The organism is Rhodococcus sp. YL-1 (genome assembly GCF_001942025.1).
GTDB classification, from domain to species: domain Bacteria; phylum Actinomycetota; class Actinomycetes; order Mycobacteriales; family Mycobacteriaceae; genus Rhodococcus_F; species Rhodococcus_F qingshengii.
Genome location: NZ_CP017299.1, coordinates 4,256,402 through 4,280,000, shown reverse-complemented (window position 1 = coordinate 4,280,000; position 23,599 = coordinate 4,256,402). Strand labels below are relative to the sequence as shown.

The following is a 23,599-nucleotide window of genomic DNA, read 5'->3' as shown; positions in this document are numbered from 1 at the left end:
TAGCCGTGGAGGCCACACGAGTGAGAATGCAGGCATGAGTAGCGAAAGACGAGTGAGAAACTCGTCCGCCGAATGACCAAGGGTTCCTGGGCCAGGTTAATCCGCCCAGGGTGAGTCGGGACCTAAGACGAGGCCGACAGGCGTAGCCGATGGACAACGGGTTGATATTCCCGTACCCGTGTGAACGCGCCCATGGTGAATCAGTGATACTAACCATCCTGAAGCCACGAGAAGACCTTCGGGTCTCGAGTTGGTGGATGCATGGGACCTGATCTGGTAGTAGCCAAGCGATGGGGTGACGCAGGAAGGTAGCTGAGCCAGTCAGTGGTAATACTGGTGTAAGCGTGTAGGGCGTGACCTAGGCAAATCCGGGTCGCACATAGCCTGAGACGTGATGCGTAGCCGATTGAGGCGAATTCAGTGATCCTATGCTGCCGAGAAAAGCCTCTAGCGAGCTTTCACACGGCCCGTACCCCAAACCGACACAGGTGGTCAGGTAGAGAATACTAAGGCGATCGAGATAACTATGGTTAAGGAACTCGGCAAAATGCCCCCGTAACTTCGGGAGAAGGGGGGCCCTGTCTGGTGACGACATTTACTGTCTGAGCTGGGTGGGGCCGCAGAGACCAGTGAGAAGCGACTGTTTACTAAAAACACAGGTCCGTGCGAAGTCGTAAGACGATGTATACGGACTGACGCCTGCCCGGTGCTGGAAGGTTAAGAGGACCGGTTAGTTCCTTCGGGAGCGAAGCTGAGAATTTAAGCCCCAGTAAACGGCGGTGGTAACTATAACCATCCTAAGGTAGCGAAATTCCTTGTCGGGTAAGTTCCGACCTGCACGAATGGCGTAACGACTTCTCAGCTGTCTCAACCGTAGACTCGGCGAAATTGCATTACGAGTAAAGATGCTCGTTACGCGCGGCAGGACGAAAAGACCCCGGGACCTTCACTACAGCTTGGTATTGGTGTTCGGTTCGGTTTGTGTAGGATAGGTGGGAGACTGTGAAACGGTGACGCCAGTTATCGTGGAGTCGTTGTTGAAATACCACTCTGATCGAATTGGACCTCTAACCTCGGACCATGATCTGGTTCAGGGACAGTGCCTGGTGGGTAGTTTAACTGGGGCGGTTGCCTCCCAAAATGTAACGGAGGCGCCCAAAGGTTCCCTCAGCCTGGTTGGCAATCAGGTGTCGAGTGCAAGTGCACAAGGGAGCTTGACTGTGAGACTGACAGGTCGAGCAGGGACGAAAGTCGGGACTAGTGATCCGGCACCGGCAAGTGGAAGCGGTGTCGCTCAACGGATAAAAGGTACCCCGGGGATAACAGGCTGATCTTCCCCAAGAGTCCATATCGACGGGATGGTTTGGCACCTCGATGTCGGCTCGTCGCATCCTGGGGCTGGAGTAGGTCCCAAGGGTTGGGCTGTTCGCCCATTAAAGCGGCACGCGAGCTGGGTTTAGAACGTCGTGAGACAGTTCGGTCTCTATCCGCCGCGCGCGTTAGAAACTTGAGGAAGGCTGTCCCTAGTACGAGAGGACCGGGACGGACGAACCTCTGGTGTGCCAGTTGTTCCGCCAGGAGCACCGCTGGTTAGCTACGTTCGGAAGGGATAACCGCTGAAAGCATCTAAGCGGGAAGCCTGTTCCAAGATGAGGTTTCTCACCCCCTCGAGGGGGTAAGGCCCCCGGCAGACCACCGGGTTGATAGGCCAGAACTGGAAGTGCAGTAATGCATGCAGGTGACTGGTACTAATAGGCCGAGGACTTACCACAAAGAAGCTACGCGTCCACTGTGCGGTATCTGAAACAACACACAGATACTGATGAGAAACCCTGTTTTCTCCATCCCCCAACACCAGAAACTGGTGTTGACGGGTGGTGAAACCAGGTGATCAGAAGAAGGTTACTGTGACAGTTTCATAGAGTTACGGCGGTCATAGCGAAGGGGAAACGCCCGGTCCCATTCCGAACCCGGAAGCTAAGCCCTTCAGCGCCGATGGTACTGCACTCGACAGGGTGTGGGAGAGTAGGACACCGCCGAACACACATTAGAGAAGCCCCCCAACCAGTACTGGTTGGGGGGCTTTCTCGTACCCAAAACACCCCACCCCGCCAACACCCGAAAGCACCGCCGCCGGCACCCCCGACTTCGAGCGAACGGCACTTTCGTCGCCTCAGATCGACCGAACGTACCGTTCACACCATCAGGGGCGCGAGCACAGCCGACTCACCACCCCGTCCGGGACCGAGTGAACGACACTCTCACCCTCTTCAGCGAGGGGAACGGTACGTTCACACCATCAGGGCAGGAATTGGGCGAGGAAGATGCCGTCGCCGATGCACGTAGCGACTTGTTAGCCAAGGTATAGATTGTGAACCGTCTCATAAGTCCGAAGTACTCTCCGATTTTGTGCCTTCGTCCCTAGCACTTTGGCCTAGGCTGAGTCTCATGGTGGGGTTGAGCAGCTCGAGGGTGTCGCATTTGCGACTCGTTCCGACGGAACCTGAAGAACTGCAAAGGTTTGTACAAGAAGCTGGCGGAGGGCGTGGGGGCATTCATATTGCGCGATCGTTGCGTTCGAAGAGGCGCGCGGTACCGGCGCAATACGCGATACGTATCAGTGTCGACAATGTTTCCACTCAGATCTGGCGACGAATCCTCGTCGCGTCGGATCTGAATCTGGATGACCTGCATTCGGTGGTTCAACGGGCAATGGGGTGGAGTGACCGTCAATCGCACGCGTGGTCCAAGTCCGGCAGCCGATTTCCCGGCGAGGTCGAAGAGTACGTAGCTTCCGGGAGCAACGCCGAGCAGCGTCGGGCCGGCCGAGCGGCGATCGTAGAGTCCGCGGTACGCCTGGACGAGGTCATGGTCTCGCCTGGCGATGAAATCAGTTATCGCTACGGACGCTTCGGGAACTGGCGCCACACGCTGACACTTGAATCTTCCGAAGTACTGCCCGACGGGTTCCAAGTTGTGTGTGCCGCGGGTCGCGGTGCATGTCCGCCGGAGGAATGTGTCGGACCTGACGAGTACGAGCAACTCCTCGGTGTTCTCGCTTCGGAGAAGCTGCGCTCCCATGAATGGACCCTCGAATGGCCACAAACTGATTTCGAGCCGACACGATTCGAGATCGCTGAGGTCAATAATCGACTGCATAGTCCTAGACCGGACGAGATCGCTGCGTCGTACGACATTGCGAAGCTCGTCGAATGCCTGGGACCCTCGCGAGTCCCGGAACTGCATGCGGTCCTCGCCCGAGCAGGCATTGACGATCAGTCGGCAATCGGGGAGTTGGTCCACGTCGAGGCGGGCCAACGCATTCAAGCGGTTCTGGCTCTGATCGGTGTCGAAGGGATCGGTGCCGATGATTTCTTCACGACGGTCGACGCGATGCTCGACGAACCTGAACTGGGACCTGTAAACCTTCCCCAAGGGCGATCACTCTTCGCAGTGCTCAAGAAGTTCGGCCTGGTGCGAAAGCACAAAGGGCAGATTGTTCTGACGAAGCGGGGACAGTCGGCAGAGCGGGACGCGTCAATGACGTGGTCGGTGATCGTCGAGGGAGTTCCGGTTGCGCCCGGCGGCTCGCAGAGAGCGGTGGAACTCCTCGTCCTCCTTGCCGTAGCCGCCGGCATGTCGCCGGCGGATCGTCATCGTTTCGTCGCGGGAGCGCTGGAGTCGATTCGGTCGTCGAGCATCCTGATGGCTGGAGCTCAGACTTCCAGACGTGACACGTCCGGGAGCACCGTAGAGGTGCTCGGATTGATCGGCGCTACGGGGTACGAGTTGGGGAAGTTCGGCAGCAAAGCGGACTCGCCCTGGGCTGTTCACCTCGCGAGGGCGATCCTGCGGCGTTAACTCGCGCGTCGACGCAGACAACCGAAACGGGGTTCGATCCGGCAATGCCGAATCGAACCCCGTTTCGTGTACCGATAGAGATCAGATGTTCACGCCGTAGTCGCGGGCGATTCCGGCTAGTCCCGATGCGTATCCCTGTCCGACTGCACGGAACTTCCATTCGCCATTGTGGCGGTAGAGCTCACCGAAAAGCATGGCTGTCTCGGTGGATGCATCTTCGGAGAGGTCGTAGCGTGCCAGTTCGGAGCCGTTCGACAGATCTACGACGCGGATGTAGGCGTTGGTGACCTGTCCGAAGGACTGGAGTCGCGCATCGGCGTCGTGAATCGAGACGGGGAAGAAGATGTTGGTGACGTTGGGCGGTACAGCCGGGAGGTCGACGTTGATGACCTCGTCGTCGCCGTCACCTTCACCGGTGAGGTTGTCGCCGGTGTGCTCGATGGATCCGTCGGGCGAGCGAAGGTTGTTGTAGAAGACGAAGTGAAGGTCGGAAAGGACCTTGCGTTCCGGGCCGGTGACCAACGCGCTGGCGTCGAGGTCGAAGTCGGCACCACTGGTGCTGCGTGCATCCCAGCCGAGACCGACTGCGACCTTGGTCAGATTGGGTGCGGCCTTCGACAGAGATACGTTGCCGCCCTTGGCAAGTGTGACGCCCATTCAGGTTCCTCTCGTTCGAACGAAGTGGATTTCTTCGTTCGGGAGTTCTGTGTTGTCCGTTCGCGACTCACATTACCGTGAGCGGGTAGGTGCGGTTCGACCGAATAGGCACCTCACTCGAACAGCGCGCGAAGATCCTCGGCGTCGAGTCCGGCGCCCAGTGTGCCTTCGGCGTCCATGACATTCGAGAACAATGCCGACTTCTTGGCTTTGAGTGCCATGACCTTCTCTTCGATGGTGTCTTTGGCAATGAGGCGGTAGACCATGACGTTTCGTGTCTGCCCGATGCGGTGAGTACGGTCGACCGCTTGTGCCTCGGCGGCCGGGTTCCACCAGGGGTCGAGAATGAAGCAGTAGTCGGCCTCGGTGAGATTGAGGCCGAAGCCACCAGCCTTGAGGCTGATGAGGAAGACGGGGACTGCACCAGACTTGAACTCCTCCAACACTTCACCGCGATTGCGCGTCGAACCGTCGAGATAGCTGTACGCAATTTTTTCCGCGTCGAGTCGGTTGCGGACAGAACCAAGGAACCCGGTGAATTGGCTGAAGATCAACGCGCGGTGTCCGCCCGCAACGACGTCGTCCAGTTGCTCGACGAGAGCGTCGACCTTGGCCGATGGGACGGGTCCGCTTTCCTCGTCGACCAGCGAGACGTCGAGACTGAGTTGGCGTAGCAGCGTCAGCGACTGCAGGATCGTGAAGCGGTTCTTGTCGACGTCGTCGAGCAGTCCGAGAATCTTCTGCCGTTCGCGTTGCAGGTGGGTGTCGTAGATCGCGCGATGGCTCGGATGCAACTCGATCTCGAGTACCTGCTCCTGCTTGGGCGGCAAGTCTGCGGCCACCTGTTCCTTGGTGCGCCGCACCATCAGCGGTTTGACGCGTCGTCGCAGTTGCGCCAATCGTTCTGTATCACCGTCTTTTTCGATGGGAGTGCGGTAGACGTCGGTGAAGGTGGTGGGGCTGGGAAACAGTCCTGGTGCAGTGATTGCGAGGAGCGACCACAACTCCAGAAGATTGTTTTCCATGGGTGTACCGGTGATCGCGAGTTTGAACGGTGCGTTCACCGCCCTCGCGCACTGGTGGACCTTGGACTTGTGGTTCTTGGCGAATTGGGCTTCGTCGAGTACCAGTCCGGACCAGCGGCCGGCGGAATACGCATCGGTGTCGAGGCGAAAGAGAGCGTACGACGTCACGACGATGTCCGCCCCGCCGACGAGTGCGGCCAGATCGGTCTTTCTGCGGCGCAGCGTGTCCGTGATGACAGCGGTGTGGAGGGTCGGTGCGAACTTCGCCACTTCGGACTTCCAGTTGGATACGACGCTGGTGGGTGCGACGATCAGAAAGGGAGGCGCGGCTGGATTCGATTGCCTTGCAGCGCAGATCATTGCGAGGGTCTGCAGTGTCTTGCCCAGGCCCATGTCGTCGGCGAGTATGCCGCCCAGGCTGTGCTGGCGCAGGAAATTGAGCCAACGGAATCCGTCGACCTGATAGGGACGTAGCGTTGCCGTCAACGTGTCCGGGACTTGGACGGGATCGATGCCCGAACTGCCGAGCAATCCTGCGATCTGCTTCTTCCAAGCTGCTTCTTGATGTTTGACCCTTCCGAGCGCCGTCAATTCTTCCCACAGTCCGGCCTGAAATTTGCTGATCCCGAGTTTGCCGGTGGGCCGATCGAGTAGCGACCGCGCTTCGGTGATGAGACGGTGCAGGCCGAGTAGTTCAGGTGCGTCGAGCCGAAAGAAGGCGCCGTCCGGTAGCAGTATGTGAGTCTCGCCCTTGCTCAGAGCAGAGAACAGTGTTGTGAACGGAACGCTTTGTCCCGCAACATCGACGGTGACATCGAGGTCGAACCAGTCGGATCCGCTGTCCCCGTCGGGGGCTGATGTGCTGAGGCCGATCACGACAGCGTCGTCTGCAGGCCGGTAGTCGGCGGGGGTTCCTGCAACCGTGAGGTCGATGGCGTCGTGCGCTTCGAGTTGGGGCAGGAGGTCGAGTGTGAACTGCATGGAATCGAGGCCGGTCAAAGTTCCCGCGAGAGTGGCCTTCGCCGCGGCCGCGCCGAGGCTGTTGGTGATGGCATCTTCGGCAGCGTGATTGCGGACCTCGGACTCGTCGGTGGTTGCATCGGCGGTAGAAATGATCAGTTCGTCGGCATCGACGGTGTACTTCCATGCCGACTCGATGTCGATGCGGTGGTCGCCTTCGTAAGTGGCCATCAGTTGTAGCCGAGGACCGGACACAGTAGGTGGGTTGTAAGCACCGTCGGAAGATAGGACGGGAGCGAGGCTTCCGAGTTTGAACACGAACCGCGAAGTGAACGCATCTCGATGCTCGGCGGGTATGTCGACTGACTTTCCGGAGTCGATCAACTGCCTCAATTGGTGGGTGACCGGCGTGTGCAGCGGTGCGAGCGTGATCGCGTTGGCGGCGTCGAGCGCGAAGACACCATGTGCCGGTGTACCGACAAGTCCCCAGTCGGAATGGGTGATGATGTGCCCATCGGTCTGAATTCGGGGAGTGAGACGGAGGTTGTTGTCTTCCGCTCCGTGGACGTCGAGGCAGATGTTGGCGTCGTAGAGTAGGGAGATGTTGCCGAGGCCGGCTTTCGAGTGAACGAGTGAAACGCCGACGCTGATGGCCTCACGAAGAAGCGACCAGAGTTGCGGGCTCGCGAACCCGGCAAGATCGATTTCCGCGGCATTTTGATTTCGGTAGTAGTTGCCGGCGCTGTGGAGGAGATGTATGTCGCGTAGAACCCGGAGGTGATCTGCGGGGAACTGAAAAGTGCTTCCGAGTTTGTTCCAGGCGAGCCCGCCGGAGATCCACCCTCTCGCTCCTGGTTGTACGGGTTTGATGATGAGCCTTGTCGATGCGCCCTTGGTTCGGGTGGTGAATTGAATGCCAAGTCCACGTGTAGTGCGGCCGGCCAGGTCTGGTCGGAGCAACTCCTCGAGCGAGCTGTCCCATCCGAGGTGTTGTGGAGTCTTGTTCGCCTCGGCAACCGCTGCGAGCACCAACGCGACTACGTGCTTGCAGTTCATCCGCACGGGACACGTGCAGAGGCCACGCGTGAACGTTGCTGTACCGGCCGCGCCGCGACTTACCGAAATCGTGCAGGTGTACGGCTCTCGCGCAGTTCCCGATACAGCGCCGGTCAAGATGTCAGCGGTGTCGTTCCATCCGATGGATTCGACTGCATTCTCCCGCAGGTAGACAAGTCCGCGGTCGTAGGTGGTTGTGCCCACGACAGCGCGAATTCGGTCGAGGTCGAGGGCCCTGACTGAATCCGGTTGCACGGGGCCAGCCTAGTAGCGGCGACCGACAGATCTTGTCGTGGTCGTTTGTCCAAGAAAGTCCGAACTGCACGGTATGTTCACGGAAACATCTTTGACTGGTTTGGGAGTTTCATGAGGACTGAGCGGCGTGCGTGGATTCGATCTGCGCGCACAGGTGCGGTGTGTTTGGCCGTCTGTGCACTTTCTTTGCAATTGGGCGGACTGTCGACGGCAGCGCCGAGTTCCGGAAGCTCGGGTAGTTCGGGAAGCTCGGGAAGTCTGGGCAGCGTCGAGGGAAGCGTGAGCTCGGGGTCGACGATCCCGGGACCACTTCAGGAGGATCCGGGCCCCAAACCGGACCTGCGCGACGACATCGTCGTCCCGGCCATCGTCGGCGAGAAGGTGACCGCACCACAAGCGATCAGGCTGACGGTGGCGTCGCCCGCACTTCGACGCGAGGTCGGCGTCGAGATTTTGCTACCCGCTGACAATTCGGTTCCGCGCCCAGCGCTGTACATGCTCGAGGGTGTCGACGCCGGAGAGAAAAGCAGCGGATGGATGACGATCGGCGGCGCCCCGGCGTTCTTCGCCGACAAGAACGTCAACGTCGTGATGCTCAATGGCGGAATCGCGAGCCTGTACTCGGACTGGGAGAATCCGGATCCGCGGCTGGGACTGCACAAGTGGGAAACCTTCATCACCGAGGAGTTGCCACCGCTGATCGACGCGCGACTCGAGACCAACGGAATCAACGCGATTGCCGGCAATTCCATGGGCGCGATGGGTGCAATGATGCTCGCCCAACGCTTTCCGGACATGTATCGCGGCGTTGCCGTGTTCAGCGGCTGTTATTCCACGATGGATCCGCTCGGCCGAACTGCCGTCCAGGCCACGATTTCTTCTCGAAGCGGAGATCCGGCCAACATCTGGGGTGTGCCAGGGGGCCCGGAGTGGGAGGCACACGATTCGTTGATCAACGCAGAGAAGTTGCGTGGCAAGGAAATCTACGTGTCGACGGCAAACGGTCGTCCCGGATCTGACGAGACGCTGCAGACTCCTGAACTGCTCGAGCGTCTGGTGATCGGCGGCGGCATCGAGGTTGCCGCCCACGCCTGCACCAAGATGTTCGACGCTCGGTTGCAGGAGCTGAAGATTCCGGCGCAGGTGGATTACGAGCCGAACGGCACGCACGCGTGGGCGTATTGGCGTGAACGACTGCCGAAGGCGTGGCCGACTCTGTCCCGGGCATTGGGCGTCTGACGGTTCGACAACACTCTGTGCAGTACCGGTTGAAAAGCAGCGTCCCCGCACCGTATTGCTCAGGTGCGGGGACGCTGCTGTTGTCATCGAGGGTTACGCGTCGACAAGTTCCTCGGCGAAGGGATCACCGTTGCGGGGAGCGTCGAAGCGCTCCTTGTCGAGGATTCCCTCACGCTTTGCGACGATGACCGGAACCAGAGCCTGGCCGGTGACGTTGACTGCGGTGCGGCCCATGTCGACGATCGGTTCGACTGCGAGGAGCAGTCCGACGCCGGCAAGGGGAAGACCCAGGGTGGAGAGCGTGAGTGTGAGCATGACTGTCGCACCGGTGGTTCCGGCCGTTGCCGCTGAGCCGATGACCGAGACGACGACGATCAACAGGTAGTCGGTGAAGGTCAGCGGAACGTCGTAGAAGCCTGCGACGAAAATCGCCGCGATCGCGGGATAGATTGCGGCGCAACCGTCCATCTTCGTGGTGGCACCGAGCGGAACGGCGAACGAGGCGTACTCACGCGGAACGCCGAGGTTGCGTTCGGTGACGCGTTCGGTCAACGGCAGGGTGCCGATCGACGAGCGCGAGACGAATCCGAGCTGAGTTGCGGGCCAGACGCCGGAGAAGAAGCTTCGAACCGAGAGGCCGTGTGCGGCAATCAGGATGGGGTAGACCACGAAGAACACGATCGCCAGACCGATGTAGATGGCGGCGGTGAAGACGCCCAGCGACCCGATCGCATCCCATCCGTAGGTGGCGACAGCGTTGGCGATCAGCGCAGCGGTGCCGATCGGGGCAAGGCGGATGATCCACCACAGGACCTTCTGGACGATCGCGAGCAGCGAAGCGTTGAACTCGAGGAACGGCGCAGCCTTGGGACCGATCTTGAGTGCAGCAATACCGATTGCACCGGCGATGACGAGCAGCTGCAGGACGTTGAAGCTCAGCGATGTAGTCGCCACGCCTTCGGCGACGGAAGTCTTTGCACCCAACCCGAGGAAGTTGTTCGGAACCAGTCCGGTGATGAACGCCCACCACGAACCGGAACTCTTGGGTTCCTTCGCGGCTTCGGCGGCGACGTCGGTCCGTGAACCGGGATCGGTGATCAGGCCGACGATGATGCCGATGATCACAGCGATGAAAGCGGTGATCGCGAACCAGAGCAAGGTCTGCACGGCCAGACGAGCGGCGTTGGCGACCTGGCGCAGATTGGCGATGGAGCTGACAATGGCGGTGAACACCAGCGGGATCACCGCAACGGTGAGCAGCTTGACGTAACTCGAACCGATGGTCTGCACGGTGCCGACCAACCAGTTGACATTGCCGTCGGCCGCATCAGGCATTGCCCGGGCGACGAGACCGATGATGACACCGAGTACGAGACCGGCGACGATCTGCGGTCCGAATGCCGTCGCCCAGGACGGAAAACGGGACGTGGACTTTTCCGGCACGCCGGTGGAGGTGGAGCTGGGCATGACTATGCCTTTCGAAAATCAAGGGAGCGAACGCAGCGCGGCACCAGAGGCCGGGCAGATTCGAAGAAATGTTTCCTGGTACGCGTCAGGTCAGAGCGAGCGCGTACACATTGCGCTCGCCTGCAGGCGAAGGTCGACGTAACGCCGACTGGTCAGGAACAACACTGTCCACACACTACTCGCAGCTTCAACTACTCGATCCCGAGGGTCGCCGCGGGAGTTCGCTTCGTGTTCGTCGGGCGTGCCCCGATCAGTCACTGTTGGTCGGTTGACTAGTCTCGACGATCAGTAGGTGCCGCACCGGCGCCTACGCGTCGGCAAGCGGAAGCGAGAGACCGATGAGCGTTCGGAATGCCGAGTACCCGCGTCCGAAGCATTTCCTGGTGCACCTCAGTGACACGCATCTGGTGGCTCAGGGGGAGTTGTACGACGCCGTGGATGCGTCGACGAGATTGCGGGAAGTGCTCAGCGGGATCGTGGCCTCGGGCGCACGCCCGGATGCACTGATATTCACCGGCGACCTGACCGACCAGGGACACCCCGACGCATACGCGGAACTGAAAGCCATCGTGGAACCCGTGGCGGCCGAGATCGATGCGCAGGTCGTCTGGGCGATGGGCAACCACGACGACCGCCCTACGTTCAGATCTCTGCTGTTGGGCGAGGACGCCACCGATCATCCCGTCGACAACGTCTACGACCTTGACGGACTGCGGGTGATCACCCTGGATTCGTCGGTTCCCGGGCATCACTACGGTGAGATCACGGATGGCCAATTGGATTGGCTACGCGCAGAATTGGCGGTGCCGGCGCCCGACGGAACAATTCTGGCGCTGCATCATCCGCCGGTTCCGTGCATTCAGGATCTCGCGGTTCTGGTGGAGTTGCGCGATCAGTCCCGGTTGGCGGACGTCTTGCGTGGCAGCGACGTCCGGGCGATTCTTGCTGGGCATCTGCACTATTCGACGACGGCGACGTTCGCCGGCATTCCGGTTTCCGTGGCGTCGTCGACGTGTTACACCCAGGACTTGAATGTGGAAGTCGGTGGTCAGCGTGGTCGTGACGGGGCTCAGGGGTGCAATCTGGTGCACGTGTACGACGAGACAATTGTTCATTCGGTCGTTCCACTCGGCGCGCACGTGACGGTCGGTGAGCCCGTCGACGCGGCCGAGGGTGCCCGGAGGCTCAGTGTTGCCGGCATTCGAATCCTCGAGAGCGAAAAGGCGGCACGCTCGATCATCTGAGGTGGCAGGCGGTTTCCGACACCCACGCGCAGTTCTGGGTGATTGCCGGGCGGTCGCGTACTCACTACCGTCGAGGTAGGTGCAGAGCTCCAGCAACAAGGACCGGCTAGCTGGACGGCAACCCTTCATGCCGATGGGGTGCCCCGGAATCACACCTGGCGATACGCGCGGTGCGTGTCGCAAGCGGCAGTCGCCACGAGAACCGTCAGTCCGGTGCTGACGGTTTCTGCGGTCGGCACTGTGCGCTCCCGAGTAGTTCTCGAACAGGAGTATGCGCCGATGACCTCCACCCCTCCTCTCATCTTGCTCCGCTGCATCTCGCCGTAGCGCTGGACGGTGCCGGTTGGCACCCTGCAGCCTGGCGAGAGCCGCACTCGCGCCCGAGTGAGCTGTTCAGCGCGTCGTACTGGACTGACGTGGTGACGACCGCCGAGCGTGGTCTGCTCGATTTCGTCACCATCGAGGACAGTCTCTCGGTGCCGGCCAACCCACTCGAACCCGTCGACGACGCGGTTGACCGGGTGCGCGCTCGGCTCGACGCACATCTCGTGGCCGCCCGACTGGCACCGATCACGAGCAACATCGGCTTGATCCCTACCATCACCACCATTCACACCGAGCCGTTCCACGTGTCCAAAGCCGTTGCCACGCTGGACTACACCTCGCGCGGTCGCGCCGGATGGCAGGTGAAGGTTTCGGCGTCGGAATCCGAGGCAGCACAGTTCGGGCGCCGCGACATCCCAGCGCTCACCGATGCCGACCGTCAGTTGATCGTTTCAGGCGTCCTCCCGGACTTCGTGCGCGCGCTGTTCGACGAAGCTGCGGAGGCAGCCGACGTCGTCCGGAGACTTTGGGACAGTTGGGAGGACGACGCCGAGATCCGTGATGTGGAGCAGCGCCGATTCATCGACCGGGACAAGCTGCACTACATCGACTTCGAGGGAAAGTACCTCTCGGTCCGTGGACCGTCGGTGACTCCGCGCCCGCCGCAGGGGCATCCCGTCGTCACCGCATTGGCTCATCAGCGGGTCGCGTACGAGCTGGCGGCGCGGACGGCCGATCTGGTGTTCGTGACGCCGTTCGACGACGAGCAGGTCACGGCAATCCTGGGTGAAGTGCGAGCAGCCGAAGAACACGTGCAGCGCACCGGCGAACCGCTTCGGGTCTTCACCGACATCGTCGTATTCTTCGATGCTCCGGAAGAAACCGGAAAGGAACGGCTCGCTCGCCTCGACGCGCAGGCCGGCGCCGAATACCGTTCGGACGCGCTGACCTTCACCGGCACCGCGGCTGAGTTGGCAGATCTTCTGCTCCGGTGGCAGCAGTTGGGAATCGACGGCTTCCGGTTGCGGCCGGGCGTCGTCGTGGACGACCTCGACGCGATCGCAGGTGAGCTGGTACCTGAATTGCAGCGACGCAGCGTATTCCGCACCGAGTATCCGCAGACGAATCTTCGCGGACTGCTTGGCCTACCCATCGACGTTCCCAACCGCTACGCCGCCGGTACTCCGGCCGCCTGACAGACGAGGAATACACTTTCATGAGTTCTCAGAAGCGTAAGCAGGTCATCCTGGGTGCCTACCTCGGCGGCGTCAACCATCACACTGCATGGTGGGATCCGCAGGCGGGCAGCCAGATCGAGTTCGATTCCTTCGAACACACCGCTCGAACCGCCGAGCGTGGGAAGTTCGACTTCTTCTTCCTCGCCGAAGGCCTTGCCCTTCGTGAGCGTGCAGGACAGATTTTCGATCAGGACATCATCGGTAGGCCGGACACCTTCACCGTGCTCGCATCGTTGGCAGCAGTGACCGAACACCTCGGTTTGGCAGGCACCATCAACGCCACGTTCAACGAGCCTTACGAGCTGGCAAGACAATTCGCGACGCTCGATCAGTTGTCCGGAGGACGTGCCGCCTGGAACGTCGTCACCTCGTTCGACGCATTCACCGGCCAGAACTTTCGTCGCGGCGGATACCTGGATCGTGCGCAACGATACGAGCGTGCGGAGGAGACCGTAGCGCTGGTGCGTCAACTCTGGGATTCGTGGCGAAGCGACGACATCGTGGCCGACAAGGCATCAGGGCGCTTTCTCGCGCGACCGGATGCCGGTGAATTTGCTTTCCATGGATCACATTTCGACGTGAACGGCCGATTCACGGTGCCGCGTAGCCCGCAAGGGCGCCCGGTTATTCTGCAGGCCGGGGTGTCGCCGCAGGGGCGCGATTTTGCTGCTGGTAATGCCGACGCGATCTTCTCACCGTATGGTCAATTGCCCGAGGCAGCCGACTTCTATCGTGACATCAAGGCTCGTGCCGTTGCGGCCGGACGCGACCCGGGTGACATCAAGATCTTGCCGTCGGCGAGTTTTGTTCTCGGCACGTCCGAGGCGGACGCAATCGAGAAGTATCGAGAGATTCGCGACCAGCAGGTCACCGGCCAGACCGCTTTGGTTCTGCTCGAACAGATCTGGAATCTCGATCTGTCGAAGTACGACCCCGAAGGGCCCCTACCCGATATCGCACCAGACCCCGAGGCTCCGCCGATCATCCAGGGGCGCGCCTTCATTCACCAGGATCGTTTCGCGACCGTGGCAAAATTGCGCGCGGTCGCCGAGAGCAAGAAGTTGAATCTGCGCGAAGTGGTGATCGATCAGTTCGAGCGTGGACCGATCGTGGGTACACCGCAGCAGGTTGCCGAGAAAATAGATTCGTTTGTCAGCAACGACGGTTCGGACGGATTCATCCTCGGGTCGCACCTCGTGCCGACCGGCCTCGACGAGTTCGTCGACGACGTGGTGCCGCTGTTGCAGGATCGAGGTGTCCTCCGCAGTGACTACGAAGGAACGACGTTGCGTGACAATCTCGGACTGCCCATTCCGGTGCAACGGGAGCATGTGACAGCACGCTGATCGACCGAAGTAGCGAGGGCCCAGCCGAAATCGGCTGGGCCCTTGTTTCGTCTAGGCTTCCCAGGGCGCCGGGATGGGGTAGTAGCTCTCCAGGAACTCCGTGATCTTGCGTGTGCGAAGTTCCAGATCGATCTCCGGAGCGCTGCCGTCGTTGAGGCAGAAGAAGTCCATGGAGCGCTTGGCGAGCAGTGAGTCCATGTCGCGCAAACCGGCCTTGACCGTCGTATCGACGTATTTGACGGCGGCGGACTTCTGCACCACCGACCGTCCACTCATGAGCGTGTAGTAGTGGTACAGCGAATTGGTCACCGAGATATTGGAACTCGCGCGGAAGGTGCTTGCTGCAGTGGCCGCGAAGTCTTCGGCGAACTCGCGTTCCATCTCGGCCATCACGCTCTTGCGTAGTGGCGTCGCTGCGTGCTCCAGATGTCTGGTGGTCATCAGACCGAAGCGGTCCTGTAGCAGACGGCGGTTGACGCGAGCCGCATTCTCGAACCCGCTGCGGTCGTTGTCGTTGTGTCCCAAACCGATTCTGGTGTCGGCCTCGATGAACATGCTGATCCCGCCGGGGGAGAAGAACATATCAGGGCCGACGGGGCGACCGAAGAACATGTCGTCGTTGGAGTAGAGGAAATGCTCCGCCAGGCCCGGAATATGGTGCAGCTGGCACTCGACAGCTTGAGAATTATGGGTGGGCAACACACTTGGATCGGCGAAGAACTTTTCGCTGGGCATGAACGTGACTCGCGGATCGTCCGCAAGCCAGTCCGGACGATCGGAATCGGTTGCGACGAAGATGCGCCGGATCCACGGCGCGTACATGTGGATGGACCGTAGCGCGTACTTGAGCTCGTCGATCTGACGGAAACGCGCCTCTGATTCGTCCCCCTCGCCAACGATGTAGTTCTGCATCCGCTTGGCGCGCTGAGCCTGAAACTCTTTGGAAGAGCCGTCGACCCAGGAAAAGACAAGATCGATATCGAAGCTGATATCGGAGGCATGATCGGCGAACATGTTCTCGATGGTCGGCCAGATCCGGCCGAATCGCTCGACGGTTCCTCGGACCGCTTCTTCGGGGAGGACGGTTCGTCGTGTCAGTGAGTTCTCGACGGGTAGGACGATTTCTTCGTCGGAAATCGACCACAATTCGATTTGAACGCCGATGTTCGCGCCGTAGTTCATACCGCTTGCGACGTGAACCCTCGGACGGAACAAGCGGAAGATCCGTGACTTGTTGGTTTTCGACAGGGCACCGTCCGCGACAAGGAGCGCTGGACTCTTCTTCGCGTCGACGGTTTTGGAATAGAAGGGTGCGTTGGCGCATCCCTCGACAAGTGCCTGCCGCAGGTTCTTGCGTTCCGTCCAGCTGACCGCGATGACCGGGCGCTCGTCGTTTCCGCGGACGAGCAGATACTCGATTCCTGCGGCGTCGAGGATGTCGCGGATGAAGAGGAGATCTTCGACCATCGCTTCGAGCGGCGTGGTGGTCGTGATCGCGAGGGCAAAACGATTCTTGAATCGGACGGTCTCGGGTAGCTCGCCCATCCGTGCGCGTGACGCGGCCGACGCCGGTTCCACGGGATTGGGGCTGTCCTGCTCCGGGGGTACGAAGTAGATGTCGTGCGGAGCGGGAGATTCTGTAATGGGATGCCTTCCGATTCTGATCCAGCTGTGTATCTGTCGCCCCGACGCTGCGAGAGCGTGGTGGCGACGAGCTCAGTCTATGCCGTCGGCGCCGAAAGTCGGACATGAGTGACGGGGATGGGTAGCGCGGGGCGAGTCGGGTACCCCGAGGACCGAAGCGAGAGTGAAGGAGGAGAACCGATGCGTGTGAAAGCGATGGTCGGAACAGGCGCGGTGGCGGTTGCGCTGGCCGCCGGCCCAGTTGCGACAGCGTCTGCGGAGCGAACCGAGGCAGCGGGGTCGGAGGGTTCACCAAAGATGCTGACCTGCGAGGTGGTCTTCGATGCACTCGAAGACATGAGCCCGGAATGGACGGAAGAGGGGATCGATCAGGTCGAAGACTGGTGTGAGGCGATCACCGGCGAAGAAGACTGACCGTCAGCCGCGCGAGATCACTCGTCGCGACAGTCGCCACCGCCCGTCTTCGAGTTCGAACTCATCGGCGTAGCTCCCGACGCCGCTGAGCTCGGGCGAGGTGGTCGTGTCGACGTAGAACGTCCACACCGCATCCGCGCGGGCTGTAGTTTCCGAGGTCACGTCCACGGCGATCGCCGTGGTGACGTGGCGTGTGAATGTGCCCGGACCTTGAATGCCGGCGGCCCGGCGCTCGACTACTCCAGCAGCAATTTCTTCGCGGCCACGTCGTACCTGTGCGGGGATACCGCGATCGGGATTGGCGGGCATGTTCCATTCGGCCTCGCGCGTGAACTGCTCCACGTAATTCTCGACCGAGCCGGTATCGGCAAGATGCGCGATGCGAGCGAGCGTTGAACGAATCTGTTCGGCAGGGCCCTCGGGTTGCATGCTGTCCTCCGTAGACGTGGGTGCGGCAGATCGCACGCTACAGCTCATGACGACAACGACGACGGCCTCGTCCCAGTGAGCGGCAGTATTCTCCGACGAGGGAGCGGTGAACTTTGAGATCACCTCGAGTTCAACCGTATTCGAGCCCGCAGCGTAAATGATTGACTATTCACAGTAGGCAGCGCCATGACGACTGCCGCGCCCGTAGGCTTGACCGACTCACAGGAGATCGCCATGTCCGTCACCGAACTCGAACGTGTCACCCAGACCCCGGAGCAGATCTACGCTGCCGGCGGAATCACTGTCCACAAGGTCGGTGAGCTGATCGGCGCCCGCATCGACGGCGTACACCTCTCTGGGGATCTGTCCGAAGAGACCGCCTACGCGATCAACTATGCGCTGGCAGCGCACAAGGTTGTGTTCTTCCGTGGGCAGCATCATCTCGACGACACGTCGCAGTACGAATTCGCCGGAACCCTCGGCACCCAGACCACCCCGCATCCGACGGTGAAGTCCAGGGGCGACAAGCTGTTGGTGCTCGACCGAGCCGCCAACAGTTGGCACACGGACGTGACGTTCGTCGACCGCATCCCGAAAGCCTCGATTCTGCGAGCGACGACCATTCCCGAGTACGGCGGAGCGACCACGTGGGCGTCGACCACCGCCGCGTACGACCAACTGCCGTCTTCACTCAAGGTCTTGGTCGAGAATTTGCGGGCCGTTCACACCAATGCCTACGACTATGCCGAGGTTGTCGATCAGGCGAACCCGGTAGACGCGCAGCGCCAGGCCTACTACGCCGAATTCACCCGTGAGATCTACGAGACCGAACATCCGGTGGTGCGTATCCATCCGGCGACGGGGGAGAAGACCCTCCTGCTCGGTCACTTCTTCAAGGAGTTCGTCGGGCTCAAGCCGTCGGAGTCGGTCGCTCTTTACCAGATCCTGCAGGCACGAATCATCAAGTTGGAAAACACTGTTCGATGGGACTGGTCGGCCGGCGACCTGGCGATCTGGGACAACCAGGCGACTCAGCATTACGGTATCGCCGACTACGGGACTCAGGCGCGCAGTGTGCACCGAGTGACATTGGCCGGCGACGTCCCCGTCGACGTCCACGGCGAGCAGAGTCGAATCCTCCAGGGTGACGCCGCGGAGTATTCGATCATCGCGGACATCGATCGGCTTCCCGGCTTCGCCGCGAACTGATCAGTCGTGCTGCGGGTGATCCGGCGGGAACATCTGTCCCCATGAGTGACTGCACGCTCGGCACGTCCATTCCGGGGTGTCCGGTCCCACGACGCAGCCAGTCACGGCGAGCCACGGTAGGTGATCGAACGGATGGACCGGCATCCCCGGGGCACACTGAGCGGTTCTGTGTGCACCGCAGTGTGGGCACGGTGGATTTTTCGCCAGCATGTAGTCGATGAAGTTGGTGTGCCCAGACGTGGCCATCCTTCCGGTGCACTTGCGGCACAGGACGGCTGGGTAGTCGTCACCAGGTTCAGCCTGCCTGAAGATCCGTGATGCGGAATGAAAGTGAAGGCGATCGCTGCTGTTGAACTTTCGCAACGGCATCGGTGAGCCGCAACCTGTGCAGTTTCCCCGCTCGTTCATCAACATTCGGGCGTGGGCAGCTGTGGACGTCGGATCCAGCGTGTCGATGTCGCCGAAGTAGTGCGCATAGTGTGACTGGCCGGCCGTGAGAATCCGGTCGGCCAGTGCGTCGTCGACCGGCCCCGGGTCCGTGGGAAACGTGATGGACCATCGTTGTTCGAGTTCGGGAACGGTGGGCAAACCGTGGAGTTCGTACGGGCGTTCATCGACTTCAATCGGCGACGTGCCGTCGAACGGCGCAGCCACGGTCTCGATGCAGAGCAGCGTGCGAGGAGTGGTGTCGAGAACAGTGATCAACAGGTCGCCGATGGCCATCTTTCCGCGCATGATCCAGGGATCGACACGGGCACGGGGTTCGAGAAACGCGACCACGGCATCGAGCCACGGCGTGCCGAGTGCGATGAATACGTGCTGACCGGAGCTCCGCGTGATCATCGAACGATTCTCGCAAGGGCTGCCGACAACCTCAGGCTTTGACCACCTTGCGCCCGAGCAGCGATGCAACCAGTCCGTCGACGAAGGTCGCCTGACGGCCGAGAGGATCGGAATCCGCTCCCGCAACGCTGCCGATCGAAATCGATCTCGTCAGGCCGGTCTCGCTGATGAATTCGGCGGCGAGGTGCGCTTCTCGGAATGTGAGGCCGCCCAGATGTGTCGTGTCGTCGACGCCGAGAACACGCCCGTCGATGATGTCCATGTCGAAGTGGACGTGGACGCCGTTCACACCCTGTCCCGCCGCGGCGAGAACGCGAGGCATCAAGGCCGCCATGCCATGGCGATCGATCTCGTCGATCGTCACCAGCAATACCCCGTACTCGTCGAGTGCGCGCTTGTGATCGACCGTGGCGTTCTTGACGCCCACCAAGACGGTGTTCTCCAAACTGGGGCCGTGCAGATCCGCCGCCGACGACAGCAGTTGTTCGATATCGCCGTGGGAGGCGAAAATCATTGCACCCAAATCGGTTCCGGGTTCGGTGGCAATCGGAATTCTGGTGTTCTGCCAGGCCTCGGTAGTGAGCCACAGCGGCAGCGTTGTGAGATCCGCGGCGGCGTTCTCGGCTTGAATGCAGTTGAAACCGATTCCGGACATGTCCTCGCGTAGACCGTGATCGAGGAGATGGCTTGCCAGCCCGGTAGTTTCGAGGTCGATCAATTCGACGGTCGCATTGGCATCGATCGGTTCGGTGCCCAGGACGTAGCGCTTTTCGACGTAGGGCGATGTCATCGCCATCAAGAGCGCGCCGTAATCGATCGTGAAGTCGACCGTCCCACCCAGTCGGTATTCGTCACCTGTTTCTCCGGCGTCGACGAGGAGGTGATCGCTGCTGGCACTGATCACCTTCAATCGCGGATCGATCGGGGTCAAGCCTTCCGGCGAGATGTCCTCGCGGCCGATGGACAAGATCAGGCGTCGGCTCGGCTTGTCCTCGTTGTCGAAGACGGGGCGTCGGCCGAATGCGTCTTCCCCTGAGACTCCATACGGCCGCGACGGCTTGACCTTGGCCTCGATGATGTCCGCGGTGAGGGTGAAAGCATCACTGTTCAGCAGTTCGTACAGTCCGGGGGGAGTAGGTGATTCGGCCAGAACAATGCTGGCGCCCAAACGCAGATGGTTGATCCCCTCGGGCATCGTGCCCGTCTCGAGTAGTGGCAGCGAGAACGTATTGCCGCCGGAAACGATCGGCAGTTCGATCGAGAACCGCTTCGTGATTTCGTCGGCTAGGTAGACCAGATTCGACAGGTTGTCGACGGTCGGCTGGATGCCACCGACGCACGCGAGGTTCGCGCCGATTCCGATCAGTCTGATGCCCTCGATGGGAAGGATTTCAGCGACTACGTCCAACGCCTCCGCCGGCAGGATTCCTTCGCGGAGATCTCCGAGGTCGATCATCAGCACGATGTCGTGGACGACTCCTCGCGTCCGTGCTGCTCTGCCCAGAGCAACAATCGTCGTCAACTCGGAATTGAGGCTGATGTCCGCGTAGCGGATCGTGTCGTCGATCTCGTTGAGCGACGGTGCGCGGATCAGCATCAGGGGAACGGTGATGCCGTCGCGGCGAATGCGGGCCAGGTTGTCCAGGCGGGAGTCGGCGATCTGTGCGACGCCGCCGCGGACCATTGCTCGCGCCACCTTGGGGGAGCCACATGTAGATTTGCTGACGCCCGCCACCTCAATACCCTTGGCATTGGACGCTTCGACGAGGACGCGCGCATTCTGTTCGATACGACGCAGGTCGACGGTGATGGTCGGTCCGGTCATGATCTCCCTGTTTTCTCCGAAGGCGGTTCACGATCCGGGCATTCCAGACCGGACGGTTGGCGTGAGCTGGGCAACTTTGCTCCAACTGTTGTGTCGCAGGACACTTACGTGCAGTATGAGGATACAACAGTTTCCTACCAGGCACTCTAGAGGAGCGTCGATGGCTACTCTCGTCAAACACGTACTTCGGCGCAAGCCGGCTTTGCAGATAGACCAGGAGACCGGCGCAGATACCAACGGCGGTGAGCTGACCCGCAGTATCGGTTTGGCGCAGTTGTCCATGTTCGGCATCGGCGCCACGATCGGCACCGGTATTTTCTTCGTCCTCTCGCAGGCGGTCCCGGTCGCCGGTCCGGCAGTGATCATCTCCTTCGTTGTTGCCGGTATCGTCGCGGGACTCACAGCGATCTGTTACGCGGAGTTGGCCGGAGCTGTCCCAGCGTCGGGCTCGTCGTATTCCTACGCTTACGCGACGCTCGGAGAGCTTCCGGCCATGGCCGTCGGCGCGTGTCTGCTTCTCGAGTACGGAGTCTCGGCCGCGGCGGTGTCCGTCGGATGGTCGCAGTACTTGAACCAGCTACTTGGCAACCTCTTCGGGTTCCAGATCCCCGACGCGCTGTCACAAGCGCCGGAGCAGGGCGGCATCATCAATCTGCCCGCAGTGATCCTGGTGTGCCTGTGCGGTGTTCTGCTCATTCGCGGTGCCAGTGAATCGGCCAAGGCCAACGCCATCATGGTCTCGATCAAACTCGCAATTCTGCTGCTCTTCATCGTGGTCGGCATCGCCGGATGGAACAGCAATCACTTCGCCGACTTCGCACCGTTCGGATTCAGTGGCGTCATGTCCGCCGCCGGAATCATCTTCTTCTCCTATATCGGCCTCGACGCAGTGTCCACCGCCGGTGAAGAAGTGAAGAACCCTCGTCGCAATCTCCCTCTCGCGATCCTCATTGCACTCGTGTCCGTCACCGCGATCTACATCGCCGTTGTCGCCGTGGCGATCGGTGCACAGGATTCCGCATCGTTCGAAGGTCAGGAAGCCGGACTGTCCGCCATCCTCGAACAGGTGACCGGATCTACCTGGCCGGGAACACTTCTGGCCGCCGGTGCGGTGATCTCGATCTGCAGCGTCACGCTCGTGGTCATCTACGGTCAGACCCGCATCCTGTTCGCGATGTCACGCGACGGCATGATTCCGTCGATTTTCCACAAGGTGAACCCGCGGACTCTGACGCCGGTGCCCAACACCATTATCGTCTGCGTCGTCATCAGCATTCTGGCCGGTTTCATTCCCATCAACTTCCTCGCCGAAATGACCAGTATCGGAACCCTGGTGGCCTTCCTCGTGGTCTCGATCGGGGTCATCATCCTGCGGCGCAGTGACCCGGACCTGCCGCGCAGCTTCAAAGTTCCCGGCTATCCGGTCACACCGATCCTCTCGATCCTGGGCTGCCTGTGGATCATCAAGGACCTCCGAACCGTCACGATCTACGTGTTCCTCATCTGGGTGACCGTCGCGATCATCTGGTACTTCGCCTACGGTATGAAGCACTCGCGTCTCGGTGCGAAGAACCGCGCCGAATTGGGATCGGAGTCCGAGTCATGACGCTGCTCGCGGGATACGCACCCGACGGTGACAGTTCCGGAACCGTCCATCTGGCAACGCTGTTGGCGCGCTCGTCCGGTGAACCGCTGGTGATCTGCGCGGTGATTCCCTCGCCGCCACCGCCCGGAATGGCGCGTGTCGACGCCGAATACCACCAGCAGTTGCGAGCCGAAGCCGAAGCGGCGCTGGCGAAAGCGCGGGCAGACATGCCCTCCGACGTCGACGTGACCTATGTCGTACATGAGGCTCAGTCGACGTCGAGTGGCTTGCTTGATCTCGTTCACGAGCATGAAGCCAAGATGATCGTCCTGGATTCGTCTACGGCCGGGGTGTTCGGTCACGTGGCTCTCGGCAGTGTCACCTCACGCTTGCTGCACAGCTCCGACGTTCCGGTCGCGCTGGCGCCGAGGGGATTTCGAACCAAGCCCGGTGAGGTGGTTCGCCGCGTCACCGCCGCGTACTCGGGCACACCCGATCAGGACGATCTGGTGCTCGCCGCCGCGACCGTGGCTGCGCGTGTCGATGCCGGACTCAGATTGGCGGCGTTTGCAGTTCGTGCAAACGCGCAGTACACGACCACGCTCGGGACCGAGGGGGATTCGCCGATCATCTCTGAGTGGGCCGAGGTGGTCGAGCGTGAGACCAACGCTGCCTTCGAGCGCGTGCGTGCACTGCCCGAAATACCCGACGTCATGGAATCGGTTATCAGCCATGGTCGTAACTGGGCCGAGGCGCTCGAGGGCGTCGAGTGGGACCGAGGTGACGTTCTGACTGTCGGCTCGAGCAAGGCAGGTCCACTGGCGCGGGTGTTCCTCGGCAGTCGGGCAGCGAAGATCGTGCGGTACTCACCGGTTCCGGTGGTGGTGGTCCCGCGATCGGCGTCGACCCGAATAGTCGATCAGGCCGAAGCGGAATAGAGATCAGGGCCGACGAGCGGAGTGCTTGTCGGCCCTGATC

The 23,599-nt window shown here is 61.0% G+C and carries 16 protein-coding genes, 2 rRNA genes and 1 riboswitch (1 of these 19 only partly in view); of the genes, 11 read left to right on the top strand and 7 right to left on the bottom strand.

Annotated features, from left to right (window positions below):
* From BH682_RS19720 to BH682_RS19710, 3 genes are all read left to right on the top strand, one after another.
* Positions 1–1,772: ribosomal RNA gene (locus BH682_RS19720) — 23S ribosomal RNA — on the top strand (it extends 1,363 nt beyond the left edge of the window).
* 153 nt (positions 1,773–1,925) lie between these two features.
* Positions 1,926–2,042: ribosomal RNA gene (gene rrf / locus BH682_RS19715) — 5S ribosomal RNA — on the top strand.
* A 529-nt stretch (positions 2,043–2,571) separates the two neighbouring features.
* Positions 2,572–3,861: a plasmid pRiA4b ORF-3 family protein gene (locus tag BH682_RS19710; RefSeq protein WP_223304601.1), complete on the top strand. Its 1,290-nt coding sequence runs from the start codon at positions 2,572–2,574 to the stop codon at positions 3,859–3,861.
* Between the two features lie 81 nt (positions 3,862–3,942).
* Here the strand turns inward: BH682_RS19710 and BH682_RS19705 are convergent, their stop codons facing one another.
* Together BH682_RS19705 and BH682_RS19700 are read right to left on the bottom strand one after the other, a co-directional pair.
* Positions 3,943–4,518 (bottom strand): TerD family protein, encoded by a 576-nt coding sequence (locus BH682_RS19705; RefSeq protein WP_003940660.1) that lies wholly within the window; start codon positions 4,516–4,518, stop codon positions 3,943–3,945.
* A gap of 113 nt (positions 4,519–4,631) precedes the next feature.
* The gene (locus BH682_RS19700) at positions 4,632–7,814 is read right to left on the bottom strand and encodes a DEAD/DEAH box helicase (RefSeq protein ID WP_075833851.1); all 3,183 of its coding nucleotides are present in this window, start codon (positions 7,812–7,814) and stop codon (positions 4,632–4,634) included.
* A gap of 111 nt (positions 7,815–7,925) precedes the next feature.
* Here BH682_RS19700 and BH682_RS19695 point away from each other — a divergent pair, with 111 nt between their 5' ends.
* Positions 7,926–9,053, top strand: coding sequence for an alpha/beta hydrolase (locus tag BH682_RS19695; RefSeq protein WP_031333643.1), 1,128 nt, complete (start codon positions 7,926–7,928; stop codon positions 9,051–9,053).
* A gap of 93 nt (positions 9,054–9,146) precedes the next feature.
* Here the strand turns inward: BH682_RS19695 and BH682_RS19690 are convergent, their stop codons facing one another.
* Entirely contained in the window at positions 9,147–10,520 is a 1,374-nt protein-coding gene (locus BH682_RS19690; RefSeq protein WP_003940669.1) for a dicarboxylate/amino acid:cation symporter, read from the bottom strand.
* 338 nt (positions 10,521–10,858) lie between these two features.
* Between BH682_RS19690 and BH682_RS19685 the strand changes: the two genes are divergently transcribed.
* The 3 genes from BH682_RS19685 (at position 10,859) to BH682_RS19675 (ending at position 14,672) form a co-directional block, all read left to right on the top strand.
* On the top strand, positions 10,859–11,764 hold the full coding sequence (locus BH682_RS19685) for a phosphodiesterase (RefSeq protein ID WP_064112979.1): 906 nt from the start codon (positions 10,859–10,861) through the stop codon (positions 11,762–11,764).
* Positions 11,765–11,842: 78 nt separating this feature from the next.
* A riboswitch (SAM riboswitch) is annotated at positions 11,843–11,956 on the top strand.
* A 119-nt stretch (positions 11,957–12,075) separates the two neighbouring features.
* Positions 12,076–13,284, top strand: coding sequence for an LLM class flavin-dependent oxidoreductase (locus BH682_RS19680; protein WP_075835385.1), 1,209 nt, complete (start codon positions 12,076–12,078; stop codon positions 13,282–13,284).
* Between the two features lie 20 nt (positions 13,285–13,304).
* Positions 13,305–14,672 (top strand): NtaA/DmoA family FMN-dependent monooxygenase, encoded by a 1,368-nt coding sequence (locus BH682_RS19675; protein WP_003940653.1) that lies wholly within the window; start codon positions 13,305–13,307, stop codon positions 14,670–14,672.
* A 51-nt stretch (positions 14,673–14,723) separates the two neighbouring features.
* Here the strand turns inward: BH682_RS19675 and BH682_RS19670 are convergent, their stop codons facing one another.
* Complete coding sequence (locus BH682_RS19670) at positions 14,724–16,217, bottom strand: stealth family protein (RefSeq protein ID WP_020970156.1); 1,494 nt, start codon at positions 16,215–16,217, stop codon at positions 14,724–14,726.
* Positions 16,218–16,496: 279 nt separating this feature from the next.
* Between BH682_RS19670 and BH682_RS19665 the strand changes: the two genes are divergently transcribed.
* Positions 16,497–16,730, top strand: a complete 234-nt coding sequence (locus tag BH682_RS19665; protein ID WP_037129019.1) for a hypothetical protein — start codon at positions 16,497–16,499, stop codon at positions 16,728–16,730.
* 3 nt (positions 16,731–16,733) lie between these two features.
* Here BH682_RS19665 and BH682_RS19660 read toward each other — a convergent pair whose 3' ends face one another.
* Complete coding sequence (locus tag BH682_RS19660) at positions 16,734–17,282, bottom strand: nuclear transport factor 2 family protein (protein WP_223304602.1); 549 nt, start codon at positions 17,280–17,282, stop codon at positions 16,734–16,736.
* A 111-nt stretch (positions 17,283–17,393) separates the two neighbouring features.
* Between BH682_RS19660 and BH682_RS19655 the strand changes: the two genes are divergently transcribed.
* A complete protein-coding gene (locus BH682_RS19655; RefSeq protein WP_065352730.1) occupies positions 17,394–18,368 on the top strand; it encodes a TauD/TfdA dioxygenase family protein in 975 nt (324 codons plus the stop codon).
* On the opposite strand, the gene BH682_RS19650 is transcribed toward BH682_RS19655, so the two are convergent.
* Both BH682_RS19650 and BH682_RS19645 read right to left on the bottom strand, forming a co-directional pair.
* Positions 18,369–19,211, bottom strand: a complete 843-nt coding sequence (locus tag BH682_RS19650) for a hypothetical protein (protein WP_064112980.1) — start codon at positions 19,209–19,211, stop codon at positions 18,369–18,371.
* Between the two features lie 31 nt (positions 19,212–19,242).
* On the bottom strand, positions 19,243–21,036 hold the full coding sequence (locus BH682_RS19645; protein ID WP_064112981.1) for an alanine racemase: 1,794 nt from the start codon (positions 21,034–21,036) through the stop codon (positions 19,243–19,245).
* Between the two features lie 160 nt (positions 21,037–21,196).
* On the opposite strand from BH682_RS19645, the gene BH682_RS19640 reads away from it, so the two are divergent.
* Complete coding sequence (locus tag BH682_RS19640; protein WP_029255765.1) at positions 21,197–22,642, top strand: amino acid permease; 1,446 nt, start codon at positions 21,197–21,199, stop codon at positions 22,640–22,642.
* Positions 22,639–23,559, top strand: coding sequence for a universal stress protein (locus tag BH682_RS19635; protein WP_003940649.1), 921 nt, complete (start codon positions 22,639–22,641; stop codon positions 23,557–23,559). The genes BH682_RS19640 and BH682_RS19635 overlap by 4 nt, the downstream gene beginning before the upstream one ends.
* The last annotated feature ends 40 nt before the right edge of the window (positions 23,560–23,599 follow it).